Here is a 25,437-nt window from a genome sequence, read left to right as displayed (position 1 = left end):
ACCCAGCCTTGCCTGTAGGAAATCGTCGCATCGTTCACACCACAGGTTGAGAGAAATAAGCCTGCAAGACCTCAAGCGTCGTCTGAAATCCGTTTCCACTCCAACGCTAAATCGTACAAGGTTTTTTTGCTTTCGCCGGTAATCTTGGCGGCAAGCTCGGCGGCTTGTTTGGTCGGCAACTCGGCCGCAAGGATTTTCATGGTATTTTGCGCCGCCTCGGGCAAATCGCTGTGTTTTTCTTTCACCGCAGGGTGCAACACCAGTACCATCTCGCCACGCGTTTGATTGCTGTCGTTTTTAAGGGCGGCTTGGATTTCGGTAACCGTGCCGCTGAGAAAGGTTTCAAACGTTTTGGTGATTTCGCGCGCCAAAGTCAAACGGCGTTCGGGGAACTGCGCGGCCATATCCGCAAGGCTTGCCTCGATGCGGTGCGGCGTTTCAAACATCACAATCGGAAAATCGGCTTCCGCCCATTTGGCCAACAGCTTTTGACGTTCGCCGGCCTTAGGCGGCAGGAAACCGTTGAAATAAAAATCGGATTCCGTCACACCTGCCACGCTCAACGCCCCCATGACCGCGCTTGCGCCGACCACAGGCACCACTTTAAATCCGGCTTCGCGCACGCGGGCGGCAAGTTTCGCACCGGGATCGCAAACCGCAGGCGTGCCCGCATCCGAAACTTGGGCGACGCTCAGGCCGTCTGAAAGATGGGCGATGATTTTATCGGCCATTTGCTGCTCGTTGTGTTCGCGCACGCTCACGAGTTTGCCCTGAATGCCGTACGCACTCAAAAGCTGGGCGGTAACACGGGTGTCCTCGGCGCAGATAATATCGGCCTTTTGCAGAACGGCCAGCGCGCGCAACGTTATGTCGGCTAAATTGCCGATGGGTGTGGCGACAACGTATAATGTCTGTTTTTCGATGCTGTCGACGGCTTTTTGCAGGTGTTTTGTGTACATAGATTCAAGGCCGTCTGAAACGGCGTCTCTTTAAAAACAATGATTATATAACGGGTAAACTTTTCATGCGCTTAAACCACAAACAGGGGGTGGCGGCCGAAGATGCGGCACTGGCATTCCTGCTGCGCAAAGGCTGCTCGCTGCTGGCGCGAAACTGGCATTGCGCCTACGGCGAAATCGATTTAATCGTCAAAAACGGCAGTACGATTGTGTTTGTTGAAGTAAAATACCGCAAAAACCGAGGTTTCGGTGGTGCCGCATACAGCATCTCACCGTCCAAATTATTGAAATTGCAACGAAGTGTAGAGTATTATCTGCAAAAGCACGGGTTAAACCATGCGCTCTGCCGCCTGGATGCGGTACTGATCGAGGGCGACGGCCAACCCGAATGGATTCAAAATATTACAGGTTAACCTCATGACAACATTACAAGAACGCGTTTCCGCACATTTTGCCGAGAGCATCCGCGCCAAGCAGGAAGCCGAAAAAGTACTGGTTGAGCCGACTGTACAGGCTGCCGAGCTGATGCTGCAATGCCTGATGAACGACGGCAAAATCCTGGCCTGCGGCAACGGCGGTTCGGCTGCCGACGCGCAACATTTCGCCGCCGAAATGACCGGCCGTTTTGAAAAAGAACGCATGGAATTGGCCGCTGTCGCGCTGACGACAGACACTTCCGCCCTGACCGCCATCGGCAACGACTACGGTTTCGACCATGTATTCAGCAAACAAGTGCGCGCGCTCGGACGCGCCGGCGACGTATTGGTCGGTATCTCCACCTCCGGCAATTCCGCCAACGTTATCGAAGCCATCAAAGCGGCACACGAACGCGACATGCACGTCATCGCCATGACCGGTCGCGACGGCGGAAAAATCGCCGCCATGCTCAAAGATACCGACGTTTTGCTCAACGTCCCTTATCCGCGCACTGCCCGCATTCAGGAAAACCATATTTTGCTGATTCACGCCATGTGCGACTGCATCGACTCCGTCCTGCTCGAAGGCATGTAACCCTTTCTTTTCAGACGGCCCAGCCCTTAAAGGCCGTCTGAACACCCAACCGTCCATACCCAAGGAAAAGGATATGAAGAATATCAAACGCTACGCCCTCCCCGTTCTGACTGCGACCCTCTTAAGCCTGAGTCTGAGCGGCTGCGTCGGCGCACTAATCGGCGGTGCAGCCGTCGGCACCAAATCCGCCGTCGACCGCCGCACCACCGGCGCGCAAACCGACGACAACGTTATGGCATTGCGCGTCGAGACCACCGCACGCTCCTACCTGCGCCAAAACAACCAAGTCCAAGGCTACACGCCCAAACTGAACGTTGTCGGCTACAACCGCCACCTACTCCTGCTCGGCCAAGTGGCTACCGAAGGCGAAAAACAATTTGTTGAACGCATCGCCCGTTCCGAACAAGCCGCAGAAGGCGTTTACAACTACATTACCGTTGCCTCACAAGCGCGTTCACTCGGCGACGTGACCAACGATACCTGGGGTACATCCAAAGTCCGCGCCACCCTGTTGGGCCTCAGCCCGGCCACCCAAGCACGCGTCAAAATCGTGACTTACGGCAACGTGACCTATGTGATGGGCATCCTCACGCCGGACGAACAAGCCCGCGTGACCCAAAAAGTCAGCACAACCGTCGGCGTACAAAAAGTCGTGACTCTCTATCAAAACTATGTTGCCAACTGATTCACAGGCAACTCAGGCCGTCTGAACATTCAGACGGCCATTCCTCCAACAATTACCTGCCACATCATGTCCAAGAATAATAAAACCCCTTTCCAACTTAAGCCCAAACACCTAATCCGCGCTTTATTCCTTGTCAGCTTTATCGCCGTCGCAGCCCTTGTTGCCGGCGTATTCAGTACCCTAAACTCCAGTAAAACCGACGTACCCGAAAAAAACCCTGCCGAACAAACCGACACACGCATTGAAGTTTGGCGCCCCAACGGCGCAGTCGAACCTGAAACCGTTCAACCTGCCAAAGACGGCGACGCAAAAACCGCCTCCGGCAATCCTGTCGTCCCACAAGACGAAAGAGGCGAAAAAGCGGAAGAAGGTATAAAAAACGACCGCCCCGCTGTACACCGCAGCAAACGCACAGAAAACAAACGCACTGAAGCCGACAAATCAGAAAACACACAATCCGACAACAGCAGCTCTGCCGCTCAAAACAAACCGAAAGCAGACAGCCAGCCGGTAGAAAACAAAGCCGCAAGCAACAAACCTGCCGCACAAACGGTAGAAAACAAACCGGAAAAAGCCAAAGCCCCCGAGTCCAAACCGACTCCGAAAGCCGAGCCTGAGGCAAAACCACAAGCCAAACCGCGCAATAAAGACAATCTCGACAACCTGTTTTAAACAGACGGCACACCCGTCCCGTTCAGACGGCCTCCATACTGTCTGAAACAAGAAGGAAACCTCATGGACAAAGTCATCATCAAAACCCCCGAAGAAATCGAAAAAATGCGCGAACTCGGCCGCTTGGTCGCCGAAGCCCTCGATTACATCGGCCAATTCGTCAAACCCGGCGTAACCACCAACGAAATCGACAAACTCGTTTACGACTACCACGTCAACGTTCAAGGCGGTTATCCAGCCCCCCTCAACTACGGCAACCCGCCCTACCCGAAATCCTGCTGCACCTCTGTCAACCACGTCATCTGCCACGGCATTCCTGATGACAAGCCGCTGAAAGAAGGCGACATCGTCAACATCGACCTGACCATTAAAAAAGACGGTTTCCACGGCGACTCCAGCCGTATGTTTACCGTCGGCAAAGTCTCCCCGATTGCCCAACGCCTGATCGACGTGACCCACGCCTCCATGATGGCGGGTATCGAAGCAGTCAAACCCGGCGCCACCCTCGGCGATGTCGGTTATGCCTGCCAACAGGTTGCCGAAAATGCCGGCTACTCCGTCGTACAAGAATTTTGCGGACATGGCATCGGCCGCGGTTTCCACGAAGCGCCGCAAGTAGTCCACTACGGCCGCAAAGGTGAGGGCCTCGTCCTCAAACCGGGCATGATTTTTACCATCGAGCCGATGATCAACCAAGGCAAACGCCATCTGCGCATCCTGAACGACGGTTGGACAGTGGTCACCAAAGACCGTTCCCTCTCCGCCCAGTGGGAACACGAAGTTTTGGTTACCGAAACCGGCTACGAAATCCTCACCATCAGCCCTGCCAGCGGTAAGCCTTAACCTTGAAAAAACCTTCAGGCCGTCTGAAAACATAGATTCAGACGGCCTGAAATTTATTCGCATTCTCAACCTAGAAAACCGAACAAAAACTCGAAATTAAGTTTTTACCCAAATTGAATTGTTTAATTATGTAAAAATTTGCCTACGCCATATTTAAGATAATCGCATAATTTGATGATTTATATAATGAAAATTTAATGAAATAATGAATTAAGAAATATTTACACAAATTATGGCAGACAGCGGAAAACTTCTTTCGAATATACTGTCTAATTATCTAGATCAGTCATTTGCAATACGCCCACATATCACCCCAAAAGCCTACAGGAAAGGGATGCCGGCATTCTTGCAGACCCATTTTTATGCCTAGAAGCATGCAACAAATACCACAATAAGGAAGATTCATGAAATCGTTCGAAAAAATTGAAAATATCCGCGATATCCGTAAAAAACTCGGCCTGAACCAAATGGACTTCTGGAGTCGCATTGGTGTGACTCAATCCGGTGGTTCCCGTTACGAGTCCGGCCGCAATATGCCTAAACCTGTACGCGAATTGCTGCGTTTGGTACACATCGAGCGCGTAGATTTGGCTAAAGTTAACCGTGACGACTTGGCCGTTGCTTCCCTGCTGAAAAACCGCGACCCTGAGTTGTACGCTTCTCTGAAAAAAGAAGCCAAAGCCGACAAAGGCAAATAATCAAGCTATTCAAAAGGCCGTCTGAAATTCGTTTTCAGACGGCCTTTTTACTTTCTACACTCTAAGGGCATGTCTGCACACATGCCCTTTTTCATTTACGGCTGATACTGTTTGAAATAGTCCAACACGGTTTGCGGCAGCCATTGCAGATTCAGACGGCCTTGATCGCGGCTGACGAAGCCGACATGACCGCCGTATGCCGGTTGCAGCAGCGTAACAGCCGAGGACACGTCCCGTCCAGTCGGCAGAGCTTCCGGCGGCAGGAAAGGGTCGTTGACGGCATTGAGCAACAGCAACGGCGTATCCACGCCTTTCAGGAACGGTTTGCAGGAATTGCGGCGGTAGTAATCGTGGCGGTCGGCAAAACCGTGTAACGGCGCGGTAAAGCGGTCGTCAAAGTCGCCAAGCGTTTTGCAGTTTTGCTGGCTTAAGGCCGTCTGAAACCGGGGAATCGCCCGGGCTTTCGGCAACAGCGAATTTAAAAAATAGCGCGTGTAAATCAGTCGCGTCATGCCCTGATCAAAACGCGTACCTGCCGCCACGGCATCAACTGGCGCGGAAACGACGGCAGAAGCGCGCGGAACGGCATTGCTGCCCTGCTCACCCAAATATTTGGCCAAGGCATTACCACCCAAAGAGACGCCGACGGCATAGATGGTTGAATAGCGTCGGGCAAGCGTGTTGAGCATAAAGGCGATTTCGGACGTATCGCCGAGGTGGTAGAACACGGGCGCGGTGTTTTCTATGCCGCCGCAACTGCGGAAATGGGCAACCACGCCATTCCAACCGCGCTGCTGTACGGCTTTCATCAGCTCGACCGCGTAATGGCTCTCGCTGCTGCCTTCCAATCCGTGGAACAAAACCACCAACGGCGCATCAGGATCAGCGCTGTCGACAAAATCGTAGGCAACTTGGGTTTTGCCGGTACTATCGGGCAGAAGCTCGCGGCGGTAGTCGGGCGCCTTGCCTTGCAGCAGCTTGGCAAACAGGGTGTCGGCATGGCCGTTTCTGAGCCAATACGGCGTGTTGGGTGAACGTGTATTCATGATTTATTTCTTCTATTTTTCAGACGGCCTGAAGATGAGCATATACACCAGCAAGGCAGTCAGCGTGCCGTTTGTCCAGCCTGCCCAAACGTCGGTGGGATAATGCACGCCCAAATAAATGCGTGAAAACCCGGTCAACAGGGCAAAGGAAATACCGCCTATCCAAGCGGCGCGGCGGTAGCGCGTGCGGCGGCAAAGCAATATCAGCATGACGGCAATGGCGGCGGAAAACGTACTGTGGCCGCTGGGAAAGGAAAAATTGCTCTCTTCAATCAGGCGCGGCCAAAGCAGCGGGCGTTCGCGGGCAAACCATACTTTCACAATCAGCATGTTCAAAGTCGGCACCAATGCCGCCAGTACGCAAAACAGTGCTTCACGCTTCTTATCGGCAAAATACAGGGCGGCGGCAACCGCGCCGATCAGCGGCACGGCAATCGCGGTTTTGCCCAGATAGTGCAACACGGTGGCAATCGGATCAAACTATGTTCCCGCGTGGGCATGGACGGCGTACATCAGAGGCGGTTCAAAAGCGAAGCCGCCATATTGTGCCAGCCAAATGCCGATGATGAGGGTCGGCGGCAAAAACAGCAAAGAGGCAAAAGTCAGTGCGCGTCTGGATTGGGCTGGGGATAAGTGCATTACTCCACCGTTTCTTTCAAAGTCGCGCCAATCGCCTGCAAACCCTGCAACGCATCTTCCCACGCCGCATCCAGCAATCGGCAGGCCTCGCCTTCCGCCTTGATGCCGAACTCGATATGCGGCGGAGTATAACGGCCGTCTGAATCGGTACGGCCCACTGTGGGCAGGCTGTACGAACGGATACCGGCGTAGGTATGTTCAAGATGTTCCATAATCGGCGTAATGCGCGACTCGGGTTGGTCGAACACATACACGCTACGACTGCCGCGTTCAGTTTGGTTGAAGCGGTCGGCGTAATAAGTTTCCAATACCCATTCGGCCATCGGGTGCGCCATCACGGGGAAGCCGGGGAAGAAATAATGTTCGCGGATGGAAAATCCGGCGATGTTGTTAAACGGATTGGGCACCAATTCCGCTCCCTCGGGAAAATCCGCCATTTTCAGACGCTGGGCGTGTTCCGGCGAATCGAGCGGCTCACCTCGCTTCTGGGTCACGCCTTCGATAAACTTGGCGGCTTCAGGATGGCGGACGACGGGCAAATCCAAAGCGGCCGCGGCGGCTTGGCGCGTGTGGTCGTCAGGCGTAGAACCGATACCGCCGGTCACGAAAGTCGGCAGGCCGTCTGAAAAACTGCGGCGCAGTTGTTTGACCAGCAAATCGGGTTCGTCAGGCAGATATTGCACCTGATTGAGCTTCAGCCCGTGCGATTCCAATAAAGATTTAAAAAAGGCGAAATGCTTGTCTTGACGGCTGCCGTGCAGGATTTCATCGCCGATGATAATAAGGTTAAAAGCGTTCATGATGAGGTTTCTTGAATACGGCCCTCCGAACATTCAGACGGCCTAATTGCTGACAATGTATTCCATTTATAAGATAATGGTTTCAACTTTTCAAGTCTGGAGAAATCCCAATGAGCCAAAACCATACCATTTTACAAAATCTCCCCATCGGTCAAAAAGTCGGCATCGCCTTCTCCGGCGGTCTTGATACCTCTGCCGCGCTTTTGTGGATGAAACTTAAAGGCGCACTGCCTTACGCCTACACCGCCAACCTCGGCCAACCTGACGAAGACGATTACAACGCCATTCCTAAAAAAGCAATGGAGTACGGTGCAGAAAACGCCCGCCTGATTGATTGCCGCGCACAACTGGCACACGAAGGCATTGCCGCCATCCAATGCGGCGCGTTCCACGTTTCCACCGGCGGTATCGCCTACTTCAACACCACGCCTTTGGGCCGCGCCGTGACCGGCACCATGCTCGTTTCCGCCATGAAAGAAGACGATGTGAATATCTGGGGCGACGGCAGCACCTACAAAGGCAACGACATCGAGCGTTTCTACCGCTACGGCCTCTTGACCAATCCGGCACTGAAAATCTACAAACCTTGGCTCGATCAACAATTTATCGACGAACTCGGCGGCCGCCACGAAATGAGCGAATTTCTGATTGCCAACGGCTTCAACTACAAAATGTCGGTTGAAAAAGCCTACTCTACCGACTCCAATATGCTGGGTGCCACCCACGAAGCGAAAGACTTGGAATTCCTCAACAGTGGCATCAAAATCGTTAAGCCCATCATGGGCGTTGCCTTCTGGGACGAAAGCGTCGAAGTCAAACCCGAAGAAGTCAGCGTACGCTTTGAAGAAGGCGTGCCGGTTGCATTGAACGGCAAAGAATACGCCGACCCTGTCGAACTCTTCCTCGAAGCCAACCGCATCGGCGGCCGCCACGGCTTGGGCATGAGCGACCAAATCGAAAACCGCATCATCGAAGCCAAATCACGCGGCATCTACGAAGCCCCGGGCATGGCGTTGTTCCACATCGCCTACGAACGTTTGGTTACCGGTATTCACAACGAAGACACCATCGAACAATACCGCATCAACGGCCTGCGCCTCGGCCGCCTGCTCTACCAAGGCCGCTGGTTTGACAGCCAAGCCCTCATGTTGCGCGAAACCGCCCAACGTTGGGTCGCCAAAGCCATCACCGGCGAAGTAACCCTCGAATTGCGCCGCGGCAACGACTACTCGATTCTGAACACAGAATCACCTAACCTGACCTACCAACCGGAACGCCTGAGCATGGAAAAAGTCGAAGACGCAGCGTTCACACCGCTCGACCGCATCGGCCAACTGACCATGCGCAACCTCGACATCACCGACACCCGCGCCAAACTGGGTATTTACTCGCAAAGCGGTTTGTTGGCATTGGGCGAAGGCTCCGTACTACCACAGTTGAATAATAAGGAGTAGAATTAGGGGGCTTTAAAGCCTCCTTTTTTTAAAGGAATAAAATGAAAGAATATAAGGCCGTCATTTATCAAGAGAACCTGCTTTCCAGTTTGGTTTTCGGCAGCGCCAAAATCAATCCGGTCAAATTCAGCGATTTCCTCAACAGCCACGCTTCGCAAGGCTGGAAGGTCGTTACCATGGAAAAAGATCAGCGCCGCATGCTGCTGTTTTTCGTACGTGAAGCCTACGTCGTCATTTTGGAAAAAGAACGTGTTTAAACTCGGCGTCTATGCCTGTCTCGGATTATTCGGAAGATTAGAGCCATGACAATCAACGATTTTTGGAACATCATTGATCAAGCACGTCCTGAATCTCGCAATATTGGGGAATTCAACCAAAACTTGAATCGGTTATTGGAATCTTTACCAGATGAGGATTTATTATATTTCGATTATTTCTTTAAGATGTACGAATGCACAATTATTGCCAGTCCCAATAGATTAATTTGGTCTGCGCTATCTTTGGTGTACGGTGGTAAGCATAAATACAATACTTATGGCTTTGCAGCTTGGCTGATTTTGCAAGGTAAAAGCCACTATCTTGCTGTTTTACACGATGCCGATCGGCTGGCTGATACCGAAGCCACTCCAAACTATTGCAGTGGTAGTTTGAAAGGGCATGAGCATGAGTTTCCTGAACAACGTTACTTGGCAGGCAGAATATACAGCAAGAGAAACCGCATCGGTATTCGCGCATTCGAAAAAACTACCAAAGAATTCGCCCCAAAAGCCAACACAGAGTGGCAAAAAATCGAACAGCAAGAATTAAACTCTCCCACCTTTCAGTCCAATAGAAATTGGACACTGGAAGATCTTGCCGTGATACTACCCAATACCTATCAAAAATATATATGTGTATGAATGTAGGATTAAATACATATCTGAAAAGAAAATGAAAGACGACGGATTTATCAACTGATACCGCTTTAAAAACACCCTATTTTGAAAACTTAACGCAACATCCTTGTTTAATAGACGAGGCCGTCTGAAATTTAAGTTTCAGACAGCCTTATTACCCTTCCCAAATTGATCAAATACCATGAAATTCTTTTCTCACTTTTATCTTGAAAACCATATGTATTTCAACGACTACTTGAAATACGTCCTGATTTTCGCCGCCCTCGTCATCCTCCTGCTCGCCGTATCGCAATACCTGCGCCACCGCATGGACACCAAATACCGCGACCTGAGCATTATTGCGCTGCTGTTGCTCATCCTCATCTGCGGCACGCAATATCTTTCATACAGCGAGCGTCAAAACTTTGCCGCCGATACTTCGCGCATGGTGGGTTTTCTCAATGCCTTGATTGAAAACCAAAAAGTTGAAAAACAAGACATCATCGTCAACAGCACGCGCCTGTTCAACGGCATGATTATCGGCATCAAAAACCAATACTACGAAGTCCATTTCAATCAAGACTTCTCCGCCTACACGCTGACGCCCATCAATTTGGTCAACAACAATATCGAACTCATCGATAAAGAATAACAGGATACACACACATGGAAGCATACTCCCTGCTCGCCCTCAAACTGCTGATGGGTATTTTAGGTTTGATTTTGCAAATCAACCTCTTAGGTAAAGGCAACCTCGCGCCGACCTCCGCCATGGACCAAGTGCAAAACTATGTACTCGGCGGCATCATCGGCGGCGTGATTTACAGCGACAGCGTCGGCCTGCTGCAATTTTTCCTTGTGCTGATTTTGTGGACGCTGTTGGTCTTGAGCCTGAAATTCATCAAAAACCACAACCGCTGGGTCAAATCCATCATTGACGGCAAATCCGTCTGGGTTATCGTCAACGGCAAAATCCAAACCGATGAATGCATGAAAAACGGCATCAGCGCACACGACCTCATGTTCAAACTCCGCGCCGCCGGCATCTACGAAATCTCTGCTGTCAAACGTGCCGTGATGGAACAAAACGGCCAGCTCGCCGTCATTAAGTACGGCGACGAAAGCCTGCGCTATCCGCTGATTACAGACGGCCAAGTTGACCCCGACATCCTCGAAATCATTAAGCGTGATGAAGAATGGCTGCAACAGGAACTCGACCGCCTCCACCTTGAAGCCTCGCAAGTCTATATCGGCGAATACATAGACGGAAAATTGGTGGCACACCGTTATCCTTCTTGATTTGAAAATAGCAGGCCGTCTGAAACCTTGATTTCAGACGGCCTTTTTGTATTCAGCCCAAACACTGATTTTTTAATCGCGATATTCAAACGTTGTGCCTAAAAATTGAGCCAGTGCGGAGACGTGGGAATGTCGGGGGTCTTTGACGGCGGTCAGCAATAAAATATTGCCGTGCTGTTTTTCCAAATCCAGCAGCCGTTTGATGGCTGCCTGCTCGGTATCGCCTTGCAGCTCTTCATGATAACGGCTGACAAAACCGTCGAAATTTTGAGCCGGATTTTCGTGATACCAGCGGCGCAGGTTTGCACTGGGCGTAATGTCTTTCAGCCAGAGCGCAGTGGCAAAAACCTCTTTGCGGACGCCGCGCGGATAGAGGCGGTCGATAAAGACGGCGGTTTGTTTAGAATCGGGTTGATAGGCGTAAATGCGCTGTACGGTAAACATTTTTTCTCGTCTCCAATGGATTCAGGCCGTCTGAAAATTCAGACGGCCTGATGCTTTTTAGGGTTTAGAACAGTTTTTTGACTTCGGCTTCGATATCGTCGGCTCGCATAAAGGTTTCGCCGATCAGGAAAGTATGCACGCCATGGCTGCGCATGAAATCGACGTCTTCTTTGTTGCGGATGCCGCTTTCGGTTACAACGGTTTTGCCGTTCAATTCAGGCAAGAGGTCGAGGGTTTGTTGCAGGGTCACTTCAAACGTACGCAGGTTGCGGTTGTTGACGCCCCACAGCGGCGTGGTCATGTTGCGGCATTTTTCCAGCTCGGACGCATCGTGCAATTCCAACAAGACAGTCATGCCCAATTCGTGGGCAACGGCTTCAAAACGCTCAAGCTGCCCGGCTTCCAATACGGCGGCAATCAGAAGAACCGCATCCGCACCCCACGCACGCGCCTGATAGATTTGGTATTCGTCGATGATGAAATCTTTACGCAAGACCGGCAGCGCCACGGCCGCACGCGCCTGTTTCAAATACTCCGGCGAGCCTTGGAAATAAGGTTCGTCCGTCAATACGGACAAGCAGGCCGCACCCGCTTTTTCATAGGCAACGGCGATTTCGGCAGGATGAAAATCAGGACGGATCAGGCCTTTGCTCGGGCTGGCTTTTTTGACTTCGGCAATAATAGCAGGCAGATTCTGCGCGTGTTTTTCACGGATTGAGCCGATAAAGCTGCGAACCGGCGCAGCAGCCTGCGCTTGGGCTTTGATGTCTTCCAAGGAAACGGCGGCTTTTTGGGCGGCCACTTCTTCTGCTTTGGTGGCAAGGATTTTGTTGAGAATATCGGTCATGGCGTTTTTCTATTGTGGCTGATTTTCGGGTTTGAATCGTGCAACATACTGTCGCAGATTAGATTTCAGACGGCCTGAATGCCGCTATTTTAATGGTTTGAAAAAAGGCGGGCAAGAATGCCCGCCTTTGTGTCTGCTTCAACTTAGTGATGAATGCCCAAAACGGACGCGTTGTGGCTGATGATTTCGTCCGCCAAAGTCGGATTGTCGTTCAGCTTGATACCGTAGCCGGGCACCAATTCTTTCAGACGGCCTGACCATGACTCGATACGGCCCGGGAAGCATTGGTTAATCAGCTTAATCATCAAAGGCACGGCGGTTGATGCACCTGGGGACGCGCCCAGCAATGCAGCCAGCGAGCCGTCGGCATGAGCGACGATTTCGGTACCGAATTGGAGTACGCCGCCTTTTTTCGGGTCTTTTTTGATGATTTGTACGCGTTGACCGGCGGTAATCAGTTCCCAATTGTCAGGATTGGCTTCCGGATAATACTCTAAGAGCGAATTAAAGCGTTCTTCTTTGGTTTTACGCAATTCGCCCAAGAGATATTTGGTCAGCGGCATATTAGCCCAACCGGCGCGGAGCATAGGATAGAGGTTGTCCATTTGGATGGACATCGGCAGATCCATGAGCGAGCCTTGTTTGAGGAAGTTGGGGCGGAAGCCTGCATATGGGCCGAACATCAGATGACGCTCGCCGTTCACGTTGCGGGTATCCAAGTGTGGAACGGACATAGGCGGCGCGCCAACGGAAGCTTGACCGTACACTTTGGCATTGTGTTGGGCAACGGTTTCAGGGTTGCTGTTGCGGAAGAACAGGCCGGAAACAGGGAAGCCGCCGTAACCTTTGCCTTCCGGAATACCGGATTTTTGCAGCAGGGTCAGTGCACCGCCGCCTGCGCCGAGGAACACGAAACGGCTGCGGAGGGTCAAATGGTCTTCATGGTTTTCGGTGTTGCAGGTTTTGAGTACCCACGCGCCGTCAGATTCGCGTTTGATGTCTTCAACATGGCGGTTGAATTCCATTTTCACGCCTTTTTCGCGCAGATATTGCACCATTTGACGGGTCAAGTTACCGAAATCAACGTCCGTACCTTCGGCGGAGTAGTTGGCGGCAATGGGTTGGCTTTCATCACGACCGTTGACAACCAGCGGCGCCCATTCGGCGATTTTGGCGCGGTCGGTAGAAAACTCCATTTTTTCAAAGAGTTTTTGGTTTTTGAACACGTCGAAACGTTTTTGCAGATAACTGCAATGGTCGGCGTTCATCACCAGCGACATATGGGGGACGGAATTGATGAAAGAACGGTCGGTCAGTTTGCCTTCTTCGACCAAAGTCGCCCAAAATTGGCGGCTGATATGGAATTGTTCGGCAATATTGAGGGCGCGGGTCGGATCGATCGTGCCGTCGGCAGTCAGGGGGGCATAGTTCAATTCGCACAGCGCAGAGTGTCCCGTACCGGCATTGTTCCATGCATTTGATGATTCCAACGCTACATCTTCCAAGCGTTCGATCAGGGTGATTTCCCAAGATGGTTCGAGTTCTTTGAGCAATACGCCCAAAGTGGCGCTCATAATGCCGCCGCCTACTAATACGACATCGGTTGCTTCAGCCATGGTTTTACTCCTACTAAAGTCAGGCATGGTTTGCCTTGTGGTTATCTATCATTATAAACAACTGATTTCAGAGGAATTATTTTTTGGTTTTGTTGTGTGTGAAACTTTTTGCCTGCTGAGTTTCCGAGCGTAAATGGCGGAAGGCAGTTTCGGTTTGGGTTCCAGATTTCAGGTCTTTATAATATGTTATTAAGAATTTAGTAGATTTTACGGAGAAATGCAAAGATTTTCTGTTCGGTTCATATAAAAATAATAGATTAGGCCGTCTGAAAACGTTTTCTTACCCTTTATCTGCCAATGTTTGCCAAGAAAAAAGAATTTTTCATTTCTTTTTTAATTGACTGTTTTTGTCAGCAATTTCGGCAGCAAACTAACGTGAATCAACCGCCGATCTGCTATCATTTCAACTTATTTCCCAAAGGCAAGCCGCCATGTACCTGACTCAAGAAAAGCCCTATCGCCCCCTATTGGTCACACTGATGTTCCTTACCCTGCCGCTGGCGATGATATTGCACAATATCGTGCAAATCGCCTTTTCAGACGGCCAAGGCCTGTTGGTCACGGTCAAAGACGGCGCATGGGCATGGCAAAGCGGTTGGCAGGATTCCGTCGCATGGTTTGTCTGCGGCATGTTTGCCTTCCTCAACCTGCCGATTGCCGGCGGACTGACCAAGCTGGCGTATAAAAAAATGATGCGCCGGCATTCGCGTTACGCCATCTTCCTTGCCGGTGTCGCAGCGTGTGCCTCGGCGGCGGCGGGTTTGATTTTTGAAGCCATCTTAGGCAATGCCGCATTGGCCGGTATGCGCGGACAAGGCGTGTTCTACTACACCCTCTCCGTATGGATCATCGCCATGCTGACCCTGCCCAAACAGCTCACGCGCGCGCCGGAGCAGCCCATCGTCTTTCACAAAATGAAACGTTGATTCGACAGGCACAAACATTTTCAGACGGCATGCTTTCCGTTACCATTACATCCAACGCGTTTTAACCAATAAGGAATAACAAATGAATCAGGCGCAACAGCTCCGCGACGGCATACAGGCACTGGGTTTGGACATCGACGAAGCCAAACAGGCCAAACTGCTAGACTATGCCGCCCTGCTGCAAAAGTGGAACAAAACCTACAACCTGACCGCCCTGCGCGATCCCGCCCAAACCGTCAGCCACCACCTGCTCGACAGCCTGACCCTCCTGCCCTATATCGAACACGCACAAACCATGCTCGACGTCGGCTCCGGCGGCGGACAGCCCGGCATACCCACCGCCATCTGCCGCCCCGATCTCGACATCACCCTCCTCGATGCCAACACCAAAAAAACCGCCTTTCTGCAACAAGCCGTCATCGAACTCGGCCTTAAAAACGTCCGCGTCATCAGCGGCCGCGTAGAAGCCGCCGCCGACTGCCGTGCCGATGTCATCACCAGCCGCGCCTTTGCCGAACTCGCCGACTTCGTCAACTGGACAGCCCACCTCCTCAAAGACGGCGGCTACTGGGCAGCCATGAAAGGCGTATATCCGCAAGAAGAAATCGACAAACTGCCCGAAAGCGTCGCCGTCGAAAAAGTCGAAGCATTGCACGTCCCCCAACTCAATGCCGAACGCCATATCGTCATCATCCGCAAAAAGGCCGTCTGAAAACAACCCAAGCATACCGAATAACGGTACAATCCAGCCATCCACACTTAACACGACAGCAAAGCACATGAGCGCACAAATCCTCGCCGTCGCCAACCAAAAAGGCGGAGTCGGCAAAACCACCACCACCGTCAACCTAGCCGCCTCCCTGGCCTCCAAAGGCCGCCGCGTCCTCGTCGTCGACCTCGACCCCCAAGGCAACGCCACCACAGGCAGCGGCATCAACAAAGCCACCATCGAAAACGGCGTTTACCAAGTTGTCCTCGGCGAAACCGACATCCCCAACGCCGTCGTCCGCAGCAAAGAAGGCGGCTACGACGTATTGGGCGCCAACCGCACACTGGCCGGCGCAGAAGTCGAACTCGTCCAAGAAATCGCACGCGAAATCCGCCTTAAAAACGCCCTGCAGCTCGTTGCCGACGACTACGACTACGTCCTCATCGACTGCCCTCCGTCCCTGACCCTGCTCACCCTCAACGGCCTGGTCGCCGCCAACGGCGTCATCGTCCCCATGCTTTGCGAATACTACGCCCTCGAAGGCATCTCCGACCTCGTGGCCACCGTCCGCAAAATCCGCCAAGCCATCAACCCCGACCTCGACGTAACCGGCATCGTCCGCACCATGTACGACAGCCGCAGCCGCCTCGTCGTCGAAGTCAGCGAACAACTCAAACAACACTTCGGCAACCTACTCTTCGACACCGTCATCCCCCGCAACATCCGCCTCGCCGAAGCCCCCAGCCACGGCCTTCCCGCCCTCGCCTACGATGCCCACGCCAAAGGCACTCAGGCTTATCTCGACTTGGCCGATGAACTGATTGCGCGGTTGGAAAAATAAACAGAAATATTGAATATAAAAAGGCCGTCTGAAAAGTTGGGAAATACTTTCAGACGGCCTTTGGTTTAGTTGGAAAGAACTTTTTTTAAAAAAGACTGCGTGCATGCCTTTGGGCAGTAAGTCGATTGATTTGGCGAATACGGAGAAACTGTTTAGGTGGATAGAAAATAAACAAATAAAATAATAGCTACTATTTTTTCTGCGAATCAGTAGGAAAATGTTGTAATACAACAAGATGATGATGAACAGTATATGGCAAACCTGTTGTGCTATGAATATGTCGCGTAATAAAACTTAAACCTTTTCTATCTTGATGCGGATCAATAAATTCTAAATTTTCAAAACTATTATCACAATTATCTTGAATATAGCTTTTCCAGTCTTCTAAAACATCTGTTGCTTTTATTTTTCTTAGAGATTTGTTTACAATATATAAAAGTAAACCACCCTCTGAACAGGTAGGGCTACCACTAGCATACCTATCCACCAACTGTCTAAATCCTTTCAAAGAATAAGAATCTCCATTTATTCTTCGCTTCGCTTCACCAAGCCAAATATTTCTGTTCACTTGTATTTTTATATCTGTATGCCCACCATTGTGGCTATCATGAGTAACATCAAAATAATTCCCTAACTTACCATTTAGCCACGTAACCAAATTAAATGAAATATTATCCTCTGGTTGATCGCATAATAAGTCCTTATATTGCTCAGCCCATATAACCCAATCTATAATTTTTTCAGAAATTATTTCATAAAATAGCGGTGCATTTGTTCGTGCATTTATGCATTTCGCCTCGAAAGAATCATTTCTTATAATATTATCAAGAGTTAATTTTTCCATTAAAGCATACCTCTACTATTTGACGCATGCTTTAATTCCCTAGCATAATCACTTAATTTGAAAGTAATGAATAATCTTTCAGGTCTGAACGGCACTTCTCTATTTCCATTATCAACAGCAATCATCCCTTTTTCTCTAATTTCTGTTATCTCATCTTCATCAAGTTCAATTGGTTCATTAGGAAAATCATCATAACGATAAATAGGATCTAAGAGATGCCATTTGTTATTGCATAGAATAAACGCATCGAGGACAATCGATAAATCAGAGCTGTTGCTAATTTCTAAAATACGATTAGGTGTAATATTTTTTAAAATATTAGCATCTGTTTCTTCTATGTAATTAACCAACAAAAGCAGCCGATTTCTTTGAAGGCTACTCAAAGAATCGGCTTGTTTTATCTCATTATAAATAGAAGAAAAATCTTTCATTTTAATTATTTGAAAACATAAGAATTTTCTCTGTCAATGAATCTAAGTCTTCTTGACACGCACAGTCATCAATTTCTGCCATGAAACATGCTGATACTCTATGATTCGTTGAATCTAAGAAGCTTTTATAAGATAAAGAAACAGTCGGTTCAAATAATTCTGTTTGTGAAACAGATCTCCACTTTTTCTCAATTGCATGAAATTCCGTTCTAAATTCAATACTCTGCATACCACCAACATGATATTGCTCAAATCGTAAATCTTCTTGACTATTTTTTCTATCTAATTTTTCATGTTTTACCGAACCAGAATCTGTATAATGACTAAAGCTAGTTACTCTACCCATATCTTCATCATATAAATTCCGTATTGCTCTTCCAATATTCTTTTTACACGCAGTAGAAGCTAGTGGAGGATAAATTTTAATTAAATAAGAAAATAATGTATCTGATAAATAGTCCATATCACTCTGGCTTGTAATTGCTGTGGCATCACTATAAAAAGTAAGCAGCCCATTTAATTTGTCAATAGTAAAATAACTTACCAGTTGTTTAAAGTCTTGTCTAATTGCTACTACTTCATCGTAAAGACCCACATCAAACCCGCTAAAATATTCCTGAACTTCATCAGGTGCATCACCTAACTGGAACTCTTTTCGGTGTTTAAAAGATTTCTTTCCGCAAACCCAATACTTATCTATATTTTCACTCTGTTGTTCATGCAATACACAAAATAATTGAGTACTTTGATCTTCCAAAATATCCTCGGGAATCAGATTTGGAAAGAATTGTGAATATTCTGTACTTGAATTATCTCGAATTACCTCTTCAAGTTTCTTAGAAAATTCATCTAATTCATTTTCATCAATAGAAGAAATATCAAAAAATACAATGGCTTTTTTACCAAATTTTAAATTTTTGGAATATTCTTCATTTAGTGCAGTATGTATTTTTGTTAAAAATTCGTTGTTATCTGGTAGACTTCTAACTTTCTCTTTTAAGCTTATCCAAGTTTGCACCTTAAAAATACCATTTGAGTTTAAAATTTTACTCAATTTTCGTATTGAATAATCACGATTTTGCAAAAAACTAATTAATTTTAAAATTTCTTGTTTAATTTCACTATGTACCATAGTCATGCTTATCACTCCAAGCAGTTTAATTACTATAAATTACCATAATTTTCAAATCCCCTCAATAATCTCTTCACCGACACCGGATACGGCGTCTTCAACTCCTGTGCAAACAGCGACACCCTCAATTCTTCAATCATCCATTTAAACGCGGCGAGGTCGTCTGAAATGGGTTGTCCTTGTTTTACCAAGCTATCGGTTTTCTCCTGCCACATTTGTTCCAACTCCTGTATATCGGCTTCGCGGGCTGCGTCGCGGGCGGGATTGCTGCTGTATTTTTCGAGGCGCAGGGTCATGGCTTTGAGGTAGATGGGGAGGCGCGGCCATTGTGCCCACGGGGTGCGGGTGGCGAAGCCGGCGGCGAGCAGGGTTTGCAGGCGTTGGCGCATGAGGTGGGTGAGCGGGTGCTTGCCGAGTTTGCCGTTCAGTTCGGCGTAGGCAGCGGCGGTTTCCTGCAAGTAGCGGCTGAGGGCTTCTTTGACGGCGGGCAGGCGGCTGCGGGCGCGTTTGATTTGCTCTTTGAAGGCTTTTTCGTTGCGCGGCAGCTCGTCTTCGCCGATAAAGGCGCGGTCGCAGACGGCTTGGGTGAGGTCGTCGCGCAGGGTGTCGGCGTTGATGTGTTTGAGCAGCATGGCGGCTTGGGTGAAGCCTTGGATGCCTTTGTTCAGGTCCTTAACTTGTTCTTTTAGTTGTAGTTTCATCAATTCGATTACGCCTTGACGGTGTGCCTGCTCGGCGGCTTCGGTAGTGTCAAACAGACGCAGGGCGATGCGGCCGTCTTTTTCTTTTTGCAGGCCGAGGTAGCCGGTGAGCTGTTGCTTGCCGCGTGCGAATTTGATGGATTCGGGCAGGGTGCCGATGTCCCATGTGGTCACGTTGTCGCGCTCGAATTCTTGGGTGTTGTCGCGGAAGGTAACGGCAGCGGCTTGGCCGAGTTGTTGTTGCAATTCGTGCAGTTTGCGGCCGCCGGCAAGCTCTTGTCCGCCGTCATCGATAATGCGCAGATTCAGATAGCAGTGTTCGGGCAATTCTTGCGCCGCCCATGCGTCTTGGTCGATTTGCTCGAGAATCCGCATATCGCCGGCGCTTTTGGCGATAAAGTGCGCCAACTGGGGAATGATGGCCGCTTGGCGGTCGGGATTGCTTTCGAGGAATTTGGTGATGAAATCGGGTACGGGCACGCAAATGCGGCGGATTTGCTTCGGCAGGGCTTTAATCAGCAGCTGGATTTTTTCGCGTAACATACCGGGCACCAGCCATTCAAGCGACGGCGCGTGCAGGCGGTTGAGGACGGTCAGCGGCACGGTCATAGTCACGCCGTCGAGCGGATGGTGTGGCTCGAAACGGTAGGAAAGTTTGAACTTGCCGTCTGCGGTTTGCCAGAATTTGGGGAACTGCTCTTCGGTAATGTGCGCGGCGGCGTGTTGCATCAAATCGTCGCGACTGAGAAACAGCAGACGCGGATTGTCGCGCTCGGCGGTTTTGAGCCAGGCTTCAAAGGTGCGGATATCGGCAAGGGGCAAAGGTTTCAGACGGCCTTTTTGAGATGCTGGCCGCTTTTGGGGTTTGGGGTCGTCTGAAACATTTTGCCGGGTATGTGAACTCGGTTCACGCTCGCGCTTGTCCGTATCGTTGGAATCCGCGTGCGTGGCTTGCGCCACACGCCCTGCGTTGCGCTGGTTTGCTTGTCCGTTTTGATCGGCTGTCTTGTCCGACTGGGTTTGTCCGCCCTCTTCGCTTCCCCAAACGCCGCCTTTCGCGTCTTTCCACACCAGCTTGGGCAGTCGTTCGTTATAAAACGCAAACAGGGCTTCGTCATCGACCAATACGTCTTGCTTGCGCGATTTATGTTCGAGTTCGGTAATTTCTTTAATCAGCTTTTTATTGTGGGCAAAAAAGGCCGTCTGAAGATTGCTTTCCTGCGCCACCAATGCGCCGCGGATAAAGATTTCGCGCGCTTCTTCAGGTGCAACTTTGCCGTAAGACACGGGGCGGCGCGGCAATACGGTCAGGCCGTAAAGCGTAACGCGTTCGCTGGCGACGACTTCGCCGCGTTTTTGTTCCCAGTGCGGCTCGAAATAATGGTAGCGGACGAGGTGCGGCGCTTCCTGCTCGATCCATTCGGGCTGGATAACGGCGACATCGCGCGCGTAAAGGCGCGTGGTTTCAACCAATTCTGCCGCCATCACCCATTTAGGTTTCGCCTTGAACAAGGCTGAGGCGGGGAAAAGGTGGAAGCGGCTGCCGCGCGCGCCGGTATAGTCGTTGCCGTCGGGCGATTTCATGCCGACGTTGGCGATGAGGCCGGTGAGCAGGGCGCGGTGGATTTGTTCGTAGCCCGCTTCTTTGGCGGCGCGGATTTGGGCGCGGTGTTGTTTCTTGTCCAATTGTTTTTGTTTGAGTTTGGCCGCCAAATCTTGGTCACCTTGACTTTCAGACGGCCTTAATTGTTCTTGGGTAGGAGGTTGTCTAAACGCCGCTTCTTTTGTGGTCAAACCCATTTCAATCGCGGTTTGGGCAAGCTGATGGTGTAGCTCGCGCCATTCGCGCATACGCAGGTGCGACAAGAAATATTGACGACACCACTGCACCAGCTGCTTGTTGGATAAACCTTTGTCGCGCTCGCGCTGGAAGCTGTCCCAAATATTCAGATAGGCAAGAAAGTCGGATTGCTTGTCGGTAAAACGCTCGTGCGCCTTGGCCGCGGCATCGCGTGCTTCCAGCGGCCGCTCGCGCGGGTCTTGAATCGACAGCGCGGACGCGATCACCAATATTTCCGCCATGCAGTCGTGTTTCTTCGCTGCCAGCAAAATGCGCGCAATTTTCGGGTCGATGGGCAGGCGCGCCATTTGTTCGCCGAGTTTGGTCAGACGGTAGCGCGTGTTGGCACCGATATGGCCCGAACTGTTTTGCAGGCCGTCTGAAACATTGGCTGGGTTGGATCGGGCATCCATGCCTGATCGGCGTATTTGGTTTTTCATATTTTGCATAGTCTTGTCGGTCGGGCATCTTCCCCGACATCATCTTAATTTGTCTTTATTGGTTTGCACGCCGCTTATTGCGGATAAACATACTCCGCCTTGCCGTCGCGAATGTTCAAGCTGCCTGCATCGCCTGTAATCAGGTTGCCCGTTACCGAGCCTTCGCTACAACCTGAAACCGGCATATCGTAGCCCAGCGTATGAATCAGGAACGTTGAAAGCTGCTGATGGAAGGCAATCTCGCAAGGTGTAAAAGCTTGGTTGGCAGCCTGTTGCACGGCCTTATCCGGGCTGTACAACACCAGCGGCACGAGATAGCTGTCGGGCTGCACCGTGCCTTGATTGTAGGTATCTTGGCGCACATACTGACCATGATCGGAGGTATAGGCAAACAGCCAGTTGCCGTCAGGCTGCTTTTGCAGCTGCTCGAATACGGTTTGAATCATTTGGTCGGTTTTGTGGATGGTGTTGTCGTACTTATCCACAATATTGGCTTCGCCGAATACTTTATCTTGAGGCTGCAACAATGCGCCGTATGGGACGTGCGAACCGCGTTGGTGCAACACAATAAAATGCTTGCCCTGCTGCAAATTGATTTTGTCAAACAGCGGCAGCAGCTTCTCATCAGGCATATTGTCGCTGTTGCCGTAGCCAAGCTGCGTCGGCTGAATCAGATGGTCTATCCATTTCTTACCGATTAAGTTCAAAATCGCCATCTCGTTTTCCGCCTGCGCGCTGTAAAAATACGTTTCATAGCCCTGCTCTTTGGCAAGGCGGAACATATTGGTATCGCCGCTGCTGATTTGCTCGTAGCCGTTGGCATGCGGTATCGCATTGAAAAAGCTGGGCAGGGACACAGCCGTCATCAAAGCGGCAGAATAGCTTTGCTTCACAATCGGCTTAAAGTCGGCTTGCGAAAGCTGGGTCAAAAACGGCGAAGTTTCGCGTCCGTAGCCAAACAATTTCAAATGTGCCGCGCTTTCACTCTCGCCCATAATCAGGACGATATTTTGAACACTGCCCTGCCCGATTTTGCTTGGCGCAGACTGTTTGAACACAGGAATCTTGCTTAAATCAAACAACTGATACGGCAACACGCGTCCGATAAAATAGCCAAAGCTGAAATAATTGGCTTTGATGCGGCTGTATGTTGGTTTGGGCGAAATACCGTGTTCCTGCGTCGTACTGAATGAACGTCCAAAAATCAGCAACATCGCCGCAATAAACAAAATATCGGCAGCAAAATGCGTCTTACGGCGGAACTTGGCAAGGCTGCAAAACAGCACGACTTCCAACACGCCCCACAACACAGGCAGCCACAACTTATCCAACATCGACGCGCCCGCGCTGCCAACTTCGGTAACCTCTTTCAGCATCAGCCAATAATTAATGCCCGTTATCCAACTTTGATAAACCGCGTAATGCACATTATTGGCAATAATGCTAAACGCGAAAAACACCGCAATCAACAAACGCGTCGCCTTATAACGCGCAAACAGATACAGCGCAGCAATCACAAATGTCAGCGCAAACGTTTCCGCAATTTTCGCAGCCGGTAAGGTTTCAATCCCGAATACAAAGCGATAGGCAATTTCGCTGGCAGTCAGTAAAGACGAATACAGAACAAGCGTGAGGAAAGATTTTTTCATCATTAATATTTCACAATAAAAATTTACCGATTGAGTGTTAAAACCCAATATTCCCTTTTCAATAGTTTTTTTTAGGCCGTCTGAAAATGAAGCATAGCCTGCCTTCTTATTAAGAAAACTTTTATTTTCAGACGGCCTCCACCGCACCCAATTCCAGCAACACTTGAAAACCGTCATTGATATACCGCTGGTCCGGCGCTTCGAGGAATGGGAATGCCGCCACATCGCCCAGGTTCAGCGATGCCATGCGCAGGATGACGGCGGCGAGGTTGCTGCGGACGATTTCGGGGTCGGTGAATTCGGGGCGGCTATTGAAATCTTCTTCTGAAAATAAGCGGATACACACGCCTGCGGAGACGCGTCCGCAGCGGCCGGAGCGTTGGTGGGCGGCGGCTTGGGAGATTTTTTCGACATGAAGCTGCTCCACTTTTGCTCGTGCGGAATAGCGTTTGACGCGCGCGAGGCCGGTGTCGATGACGTATTTGATGCCCGGCACGGTGAGCGAAGTTTCGGCGACGTTGGTTGCTAACACGATGCGGCGTTTCGCGCCTGAGGGGTGAAAGATTTTGTGCTGTTCGGTGTGCGACAGGCGTGCGAACAGGGGCAGGATTTCGTCGTTGCGGCGCAGCGTGGATTTGCGCAGGGCTTCGGCGGCTTCGCGGATTTCGCGCTCGCCCGGCAGGAACACCAAAATATCGCCTTCGCCATATCGCGCCAATTCGTCGGCCGCATTGACAATCGCATCGGTCAGCTCGACTTCTGCGTCGTCTTCGTCTTTGCTGGTCAGCGGTCGGTAGAGGATTTCGACGGGATAGGTGCGTCCGCTTACTTCTAAAACGGGCGCGCCGTTGAAGTGTTGGGAAAAGCGTTCTGCGTCTATCGTGGCCGAAGTGATGATGACTTTCAAGTCGGGGCGGCGCGGCAGCAGTTGTTTCAAATAGCCCAAGAGGAAGTCGATGTTCAGGCTGCGCTCGTGCGCTTCGTCGATGATAATCGTGTCGTAGGCGGCGAGATAACGGTCGGTCTGGGTTTCCGCCAACAGGATGCCGTCGGTCATCAGCTTGACGCAGGCATCGCGCGAGGTGTGGTCGGTAAAACGCACCTTATAGCCCACTGCGCTGCCGATTTCCGATTTCAGCTCTTCGGCAATCCGCTCCGCCACCGAGCGCGCGGCCAAACGGCGCGGCTGGGTATGCCCGATTAGCCCCGCCGCCCCGCGCCCGAGTTCCAGACAAATCTTGGGCAACTGCGTGGTTTTGCCCGAACCGGTTTCGCCGCAAATAATCGTTACCTGATTTTCGGCAATGGCTTTTTTGATTTCGTCGAGTTTTTCGTGAACGGGCAGCGTGTTGTCGAATTCGGGCTTGGGCAGTTTGGACAGGCGTTGCAAATAGAGGTCGTGCGATTTTTTGTATTTTTCCTCAACCTTGGCCAAGCCTCCGTATTTATTGGGGTTTTTAAAGGCAGATCGCAGAAAATGGCGGTCTTTGGAGAGGGTTTGGGCGAAATCGGGTTGCGGCATGATGGTGCAATGAATTAAATAATGTGAAAAGAATGGAATTATAGCAAAAGGCCGTCTGAAACTTGCTTGCTTTCAAGTTTCAGACGGCCTTTGTATGGATAAACCGTTTTAGTCGGCGGCGTGCCAAGGTTTTTGCATACCGGCGTGGAAACTCGGTTTTTCTCCGCCCCACAAGGTGTCGATGTCGTAAAAGTCGCGCACGGCAGGGAGCATGACGTGGACAACAAGGTCGCCTGCGTCGACGAGCGTCCATTCACCGCTGTCGCCTTCGGTGCTGAGGATTTCGAAACCGGCTTCTTTCAAATCGACGGCAACGTTGTTTGCCAGTGCTTTGACTTGGCGTGTGCTGTCGCCGCTGGCAATAATCATGCGGGCGAACAGGGAGGTTTTGTCTTGGGTTTCCAAAACAGAGATGTCTTTGGCTTTAATGTCTTCAAGGGCGTTTACGGCCACTTCGACCATTTTTTGCAGGTCTTGCAATTCTTGTTCGTTCATTATTTTCCTAGTTGAAATG

General features: G+C 50.5%; 29 protein-coding genes. 14 read left to right on the top strand and 15 right to left on the bottom strand.

Going from position 1 to position 25,437, the window contains the following annotated elements:
• Positions 1 to 71: 71 nt before the first annotated feature.
• Positions 72 to 959, bottom strand: coding sequence for a 16S rRNA (cytidine(1402)-2'-O)-methyltransferase (rsmI, locus tag ACTHSX_RS09065; RefSeq protein ID WP_440377449.1), 888 nt, complete (start codon positions 957 to 959; stop codon positions 72 to 74).
• Between the two features lie 65 nt (positions 960 to 1,024).
• On the opposite strand from rsmI, the gene ACTHSX_RS09060 reads away from it, so the two are divergent.
• The 6 genes from ACTHSX_RS09060 (at position 1,025) to ACTHSX_RS09035 (ending at position 4,868) form a co-directional block, all read left to right on the top strand.
• Positions 1,025 to 1,372: a YraN family protein gene (locus tag ACTHSX_RS09060; protein WP_440377448.1), complete on the top strand. Its 348-nt coding sequence runs from the start codon at positions 1,025 to 1,027 to the stop codon at positions 1,370 to 1,372.
• 4 nt (positions 1,373 to 1,376) lie between these two features.
• Complete coding sequence (locus ACTHSX_RS09055; RefSeq protein ID WP_003680645.1) at positions 1,377 to 1,970, top strand: phosphoheptose isomerase; 594 nt, start codon at positions 1,377 to 1,379, stop codon at positions 1,968 to 1,970.
• 73 nt (positions 1,971 to 2,043) lie between these two features.
• Positions 2,044 to 2,655 (top strand): BON domain-containing protein, encoded by a 612-nt coding sequence (locus ACTHSX_RS09050; RefSeq protein ID WP_003749389.1) that lies wholly within the window; start codon positions 2,044 to 2,046, stop codon positions 2,653 to 2,655.
• Between the two features lie 66 nt (positions 2,656 to 2,721).
• Entirely contained in the window at positions 2,722 to 3,327 is a 606-nt protein-coding gene (locus ACTHSX_RS09045; protein ID WP_440377447.1) for a hypothetical protein, read from the top strand.
• Positions 3,328 to 3,369: 42 nt separating this feature from the next.
• Positions 3,370 to 4,170: a type I methionyl aminopeptidase gene (gene map / locus ACTHSX_RS09040; RefSeq protein ID WP_223168821.1), complete on the top strand. Its 801-nt coding sequence runs from the start codon at positions 3,370 to 3,372 to the stop codon at positions 4,168 to 4,170.
• A 404-nt stretch (positions 4,171 to 4,574) separates the two neighbouring features.
• Positions 4,575 to 4,868 (top strand): helix-turn-helix domain-containing protein, encoded by a 294-nt coding sequence (locus tag ACTHSX_RS09035; RefSeq protein WP_003684039.1) that lies wholly within the window; start codon positions 4,575 to 4,577, stop codon positions 4,866 to 4,868.
• Positions 4,869 to 4,963: 95 nt separating this feature from the next.
• Here ACTHSX_RS09035 and ACTHSX_RS09030 read toward each other — a convergent pair whose 3' ends face one another.
• The 4 genes from ACTHSX_RS09030 to ACTHSX_RS09015 are packed head-to-tail and all read right to left on the bottom strand — an operon-like array spanning position 4,964 to position 7,353.
• On the bottom strand, positions 4,964 to 5,914 hold the full coding sequence (locus tag ACTHSX_RS09030; RefSeq protein ID WP_440377446.1) for a YheT family hydrolase: 951 nt from the start codon (positions 5,912 to 5,914) through the stop codon (positions 4,964 to 4,966).
• A 12-nt stretch (positions 5,915 to 5,926) separates the two neighbouring features.
• A complete protein-coding gene (locus ACTHSX_RS09025; RefSeq protein WP_440377445.1) occupies positions 5,927 to 6,376 on the bottom strand; it encodes a phosphatase PAP2 family protein in 450 nt (149 codons plus the stop codon).
• Positions 6,377 to 6,394: 18 nt separating this feature from the next.
• The gene (locus ACTHSX_RS09020; protein WP_440374332.1) at positions 6,395 to 6,553 is read right to left on the bottom strand and encodes a hypothetical protein; all 159 of its coding nucleotides are present in this window, start codon (positions 6,551 to 6,553) and stop codon (positions 6,395 to 6,397) included.
• On the bottom strand, positions 6,553 to 7,353 hold the full coding sequence (locus ACTHSX_RS09015; RefSeq protein WP_440377444.1) for a competence/damage-inducible protein A: 801 nt from the start codon (positions 7,351 to 7,353) through the stop codon (positions 6,553 to 6,555). The genes ACTHSX_RS09020 and ACTHSX_RS09015 overlap by 1 nt, the downstream gene beginning before the upstream one ends.
• A gap of 110 nt (positions 7,354 to 7,463) precedes the next feature.
• Between ACTHSX_RS09015 and argG the strand changes: the two genes are divergently transcribed.
• The 5 genes from argG to ACTHSX_RS08990 all read left to right on the top strand — a co-directional run bounded on the left by argG (position 7,464) and on the right by ACTHSX_RS08990 (position 10,981).
• Positions 7,464 to 8,807 carry an argininosuccinate synthase gene (argG, locus tag ACTHSX_RS09010; RefSeq protein ID WP_070645264.1) on the top strand — a complete coding sequence of 448 codons (1,344 nt, stop codon included), beginning with the start codon at positions 7,464 to 7,466 and terminating at the stop codon, positions 8,805 to 8,807.
• A 41-nt stretch (positions 8,808 to 8,848) separates the two neighbouring features.
• On the top strand, positions 8,849 to 9,064 hold the full coding sequence (locus ACTHSX_RS09005) for a DUF4177 domain-containing protein (protein ID WP_003749376.1): 216 nt from the start codon (positions 8,849 to 8,851) through the stop codon (positions 9,062 to 9,064).
• A gap of 45 nt (positions 9,065 to 9,109) precedes the next feature.
• Positions 9,110 to 9,706 carry a DUF4240 domain-containing protein gene (locus ACTHSX_RS09000; RefSeq protein WP_296185080.1) on the top strand — a complete coding sequence of 199 codons (597 nt, stop codon included), beginning with the start codon at positions 9,110 to 9,112 and terminating at the stop codon, positions 9,704 to 9,706.
• 178 nt (positions 9,707 to 9,884) lie between these two features.
• Entirely contained in the window at positions 9,885 to 10,334 is a 450-nt protein-coding gene (locus ACTHSX_RS08995; RefSeq protein ID WP_049330865.1) for a DUF3290 domain-containing protein, read from the top strand.
• Positions 10,335 to 10,348: 14 nt separating this feature from the next.
• Positions 10,349 to 10,981, top strand: a complete 633-nt coding sequence (locus tag ACTHSX_RS08990; protein ID WP_049336846.1) for a DUF421 domain-containing protein — start codon at positions 10,349 to 10,351, stop codon at positions 10,979 to 10,981.
• A gap of 72 nt (positions 10,982 to 11,053) precedes the next feature.
• Here the strand turns inward: ACTHSX_RS08990 and ACTHSX_RS08985 are convergent, their stop codons facing one another.
• The 3 genes from ACTHSX_RS08985 to ACTHSX_RS08975 form a co-directional block, all read right to left on the bottom strand.
• Positions 11,054 to 11,425, bottom strand: a complete 372-nt coding sequence (locus ACTHSX_RS08985) for a DUF488 domain-containing protein (RefSeq protein ID WP_296185075.1) — start codon at positions 11,423 to 11,425, stop codon at positions 11,054 to 11,056.
• 64 nt (positions 11,426 to 11,489) lie between these two features.
• Entirely contained in the window at positions 11,490 to 12,272 is a 783-nt protein-coding gene (gene trpC / locus ACTHSX_RS08980; RefSeq protein WP_296185072.1) for an indole-3-glycerol phosphate synthase TrpC, read from the bottom strand.
• 143 nt (positions 12,273 to 12,415) lie between these two features.
• Positions 12,416 to 13,888, bottom strand: coding sequence for a malate:quinone oxidoreductase (locus tag ACTHSX_RS08975; RefSeq protein ID WP_440377443.1), 1,473 nt, complete (start codon positions 13,886 to 13,888; stop codon positions 12,416 to 12,418).
• 431 nt (positions 13,889 to 14,319) lie between these two features.
• On the opposite strand from ACTHSX_RS08975, the gene ACTHSX_RS08970 reads away from it, so the two are divergent.
• The 3 genes from ACTHSX_RS08970 (at position 14,320) to ACTHSX_RS08960 (ending at position 16,364) form a co-directional block, all read left to right on the top strand.
• Positions 14,320 to 14,814, top strand: a complete 495-nt coding sequence (locus tag ACTHSX_RS08970) for a hypothetical protein (RefSeq protein WP_371489918.1) — start codon at positions 14,320 to 14,322, stop codon at positions 14,812 to 14,814.
• Between the two features lie 82 nt (positions 14,815 to 14,896).
• Positions 14,897 to 15,526, top strand: a complete 630-nt coding sequence (gene rsmG / locus ACTHSX_RS08965) for a 16S rRNA (guanine(527)-N(7))-methyltransferase RsmG (protein WP_440377442.1) — start codon at positions 14,897 to 14,899, stop codon at positions 15,524 to 15,526.
• A 67-nt stretch (positions 15,527 to 15,593) separates the two neighbouring features.
• Entirely contained in the window at positions 15,594 to 16,364 is a 771-nt protein-coding gene (locus tag ACTHSX_RS08960; protein ID WP_049336841.1) for a ParA family protein, read from the top strand.
• A gap of 190 nt (positions 16,365 to 16,554) precedes the next feature.
• On the opposite strand, the gene ACTHSX_RS08955 is transcribed toward ACTHSX_RS08960, so the two are convergent.
• From ACTHSX_RS08955 to rsfS, 7 genes are all read right to left on the bottom strand, one after another.
• Positions 16,555 to 17,208 carry a hypothetical protein gene (locus ACTHSX_RS08955; RefSeq protein WP_440377441.1) on the bottom strand — a complete coding sequence of 218 codons (654 nt, stop codon included), beginning with the start codon at positions 17,206 to 17,208 and terminating at the stop codon, positions 16,555 to 16,557.
• A complete protein-coding gene (locus ACTHSX_RS08950; RefSeq protein WP_440377440.1) occupies positions 17,208 to 17,639 on the bottom strand; it encodes a hypothetical protein in 432 nt (143 codons plus the stop codon). The genes ACTHSX_RS08955 and ACTHSX_RS08950 overlap by 1 nt, the downstream gene beginning before the upstream one ends.
• A 1-nt stretch (position 17,640) precedes the next feature.
• Positions 17,641 to 18,777, bottom strand: coding sequence for a hypothetical protein (locus tag ACTHSX_RS08945; protein WP_440377439.1), 1,137 nt, complete (start codon positions 18,775 to 18,777; stop codon positions 17,641 to 17,643).
• Between the two features lie 26 nt (positions 18,778 to 18,803).
• Positions 18,804 to 21,761 (bottom strand): DUF3418 domain-containing protein, encoded by a 2,958-nt coding sequence (locus ACTHSX_RS08940; RefSeq protein ID WP_440377438.1) that lies wholly within the window; start codon positions 21,759 to 21,761, stop codon positions 18,804 to 18,806.
• 65 nt (positions 21,762 to 21,826) lie between these two features.
• Positions 21,827 to 23,404 carry a lipooligosaccharide phosphoethanolamine transferase gene (gene lpt3, locus ACTHSX_RS08935; RefSeq protein WP_440379662.1) on the bottom strand — a complete coding sequence of 526 codons (1,578 nt, stop codon included), beginning with the start codon at positions 23,402 to 23,404 and terminating at the stop codon, positions 21,827 to 21,829.
• Positions 23,405 to 23,528: 124 nt separating this feature from the next.
• The gene (hrpA, locus tag ACTHSX_RS08930) at positions 23,529 to 24,923 is read right to left on the bottom strand and encodes an ATP-dependent RNA helicase HrpA (RefSeq protein WP_440377436.1); all 1,395 of its coding nucleotides are present in this window, start codon (positions 24,921 to 24,923) and stop codon (positions 23,529 to 23,531) included.
• Between the two features lie 108 nt (positions 24,924 to 25,031).
• The gene (gene rsfS / locus ACTHSX_RS08925) at positions 25,032 to 25,418 is read right to left on the bottom strand and encodes a ribosome silencing factor (protein ID WP_002246503.1); all 387 of its coding nucleotides are present in this window, start codon (positions 25,416 to 25,418) and stop codon (positions 25,032 to 25,034) included.
• Positions 25,419 to 25,437 lie beyond the last annotated feature (19 nt).

The organism is Neisseria sp. P0014.S002, from assembly GCF_051958295.1.
Classification (GTDB): Bacteria; Pseudomonadota; Gammaproteobacteria; order Burkholderiales; family Neisseriaceae; genus Neisseria; species Neisseria flavescens_B.
The sequence above is the reverse complement of the archived record's forward strand: the minus strand, read 5'-3'. Positions and strand labels throughout refer to the sequence as shown.

Bases quoted from the DNA above. Each gene is read 5' to 3' on its own strand.
- ACTHSX_RS08995 (WP_049330865.1), top strand. From the start codon at position 9,885: ATGAAATTCTTTTCTCACTTTTATCTTGAAAACCATATGTATTTCAAC.
- rsmI (WP_440377449.1), bottom strand. From the start codon at position 959: ATGTACACAAAACACCTGCAAAAAGCCGTCGACAGCATCGAAAAACAG.
- ACTHSX_RS08985 (WP_296185075.1), bottom strand. From the start codon at position 11,425: ATGTTTACCGTACAGCGCATTTACGCCTATCAACCCGATTCTAAACAA.
- rsfS (WP_002246503.1), bottom strand. From the start codon at position 25,418: ATGAACGAACAAGAATTGCAAGACCTGCAAAAAATGGTCGAAGTGGCC.
- ACTHSX_RS09035 (WP_003684039.1), top strand. From the start codon at position 4,575: ATGAAATCGTTCGAAAAAATTGAAAATATCCGCGATATCCGTAAAAAA.
- ACTHSX_RS09005 (WP_003749376.1), top strand. From the start codon at position 8,849: ATGAAAGAATATAAGGCCGTCATTTATCAAGAGAACCTGCTTTCCAGT.
- ACTHSX_RS08945 (WP_440377439.1), bottom strand. From the start codon at position 18,777: ATGACTATGGTACATAGTGAAATTAAACAAGAAATTTTAAAATTAATT.
- ACTHSX_RS09030 (WP_440377446.1), bottom strand. From the start codon at position 5,914: ATGAATACACGTTCACCCAACACGCCGTATTGGCTCAGAAACGGCCAT.
- ACTHSX_RS09000 (WP_296185080.1), top strand. From the start codon at position 9,110: ATGACAATCAACGATTTTTGGAACATCATTGATCAAGCACGTCCTGAA.
- ACTHSX_RS08990 (WP_049336846.1), top strand. From the start codon at position 10,349: ATGGAAGCATACTCCCTGCTCGCCCTCAAACTGCTGATGGGTATTTTA.
- ACTHSX_RS09050 (WP_003749389.1), top strand. From the start codon at position 2,044: ATGAAGAATATCAAACGCTACGCCCTCCCCGTTCTGACTGCGACCCTC.
- ACTHSX_RS08940 (WP_440377438.1), bottom strand. From the start codon at position 21,761: ATGCAAAATATGAAAAACCAAATACGCCGATCAGGCATGGATGCCCGA.
- ACTHSX_RS09055 (WP_003680645.1), top strand. From the start codon at position 1,377: ATGACAACATTACAAGAACGCGTTTCCGCACATTTTGCCGAGAGCATC.
- ACTHSX_RS09060 (WP_440377448.1), top strand. From the start codon at position 1,025: ATGCGCTTAAACCACAAACAGGGGGTGGCGGCCGAAGATGCGGCACTG.
- trpC (WP_296185072.1), bottom strand. From the start codon at position 12,272: ATGACCGATATTCTCAACAAAATCCTTGCCACCAAAGCAGAAGAAGTG.
- rsmG (WP_440377442.1), top strand. From the start codon at position 14,897: ATGAATCAGGCGCAACAGCTCCGCGACGGCATACAGGCACTGGGTTTG.
- ACTHSX_RS08960 (WP_049336841.1), top strand. From the start codon at position 15,594: ATGAGCGCACAAATCCTCGCCGTCGCCAACCAAAAAGGCGGAGTCGGC.
- ACTHSX_RS08970 (WP_371489918.1), top strand. From the start codon at position 14,320: ATGTACCTGACTCAAGAAAAGCCCTATCGCCCCCTATTGGTCACACTG.
- ACTHSX_RS09015 (WP_440377444.1), bottom strand. From the start codon at position 7,353: ATGAACGCTTTTAACCTTATTATCATCGGCGATGAAATCCTGCACGGC.
- ACTHSX_RS08955 (WP_440377441.1), bottom strand. From the start codon at position 17,208: ATGGAAAAATTAACTCTTGATAATATTATAAGAAATGATTCTTTCGAG.
- argG (WP_070645264.1), top strand. From the start codon at position 7,464: ATGAGCCAAAACCATACCATTTTACAAAATCTCCCCATCGGTCAAAAA.
- ACTHSX_RS09045 (WP_440377447.1), top strand. From the start codon at position 2,722: ATGTCCAAGAATAATAAAACCCCTTTCCAACTTAAGCCCAAACACCTA.
- ACTHSX_RS08950 (WP_440377440.1), bottom strand. From the start codon at position 17,639: ATGAAAGATTTTTCTTCTATTTATAATGAGATAAAACAAGCCGATTCT.
- ACTHSX_RS08975 (WP_440377443.1), bottom strand. From the start codon at position 13,888: ATGGCTGAAGCAACCGATGTCGTATTAGTAGGCGGCGGCATTATGAGC.
- hrpA (WP_440377436.1), bottom strand. From the start codon at position 24,923: ATGCCGCAACCCGATTTCGCCCAAACCCTCTCCAAAGACCGCCATTTT.
- ACTHSX_RS09020 (WP_440374332.1), bottom strand. From the start codon at position 6,553: ATGCACTTATCCCCAGCCCAATCCAGACGCGCACTGACTTTTGCCTCT.
- lpt3 (WP_440379662.1), bottom strand. From the start codon at position 23,404: ATGATGAAAAAATCTTTCCTCACGCTTGTTCTGTATTCGTCTTTACTG.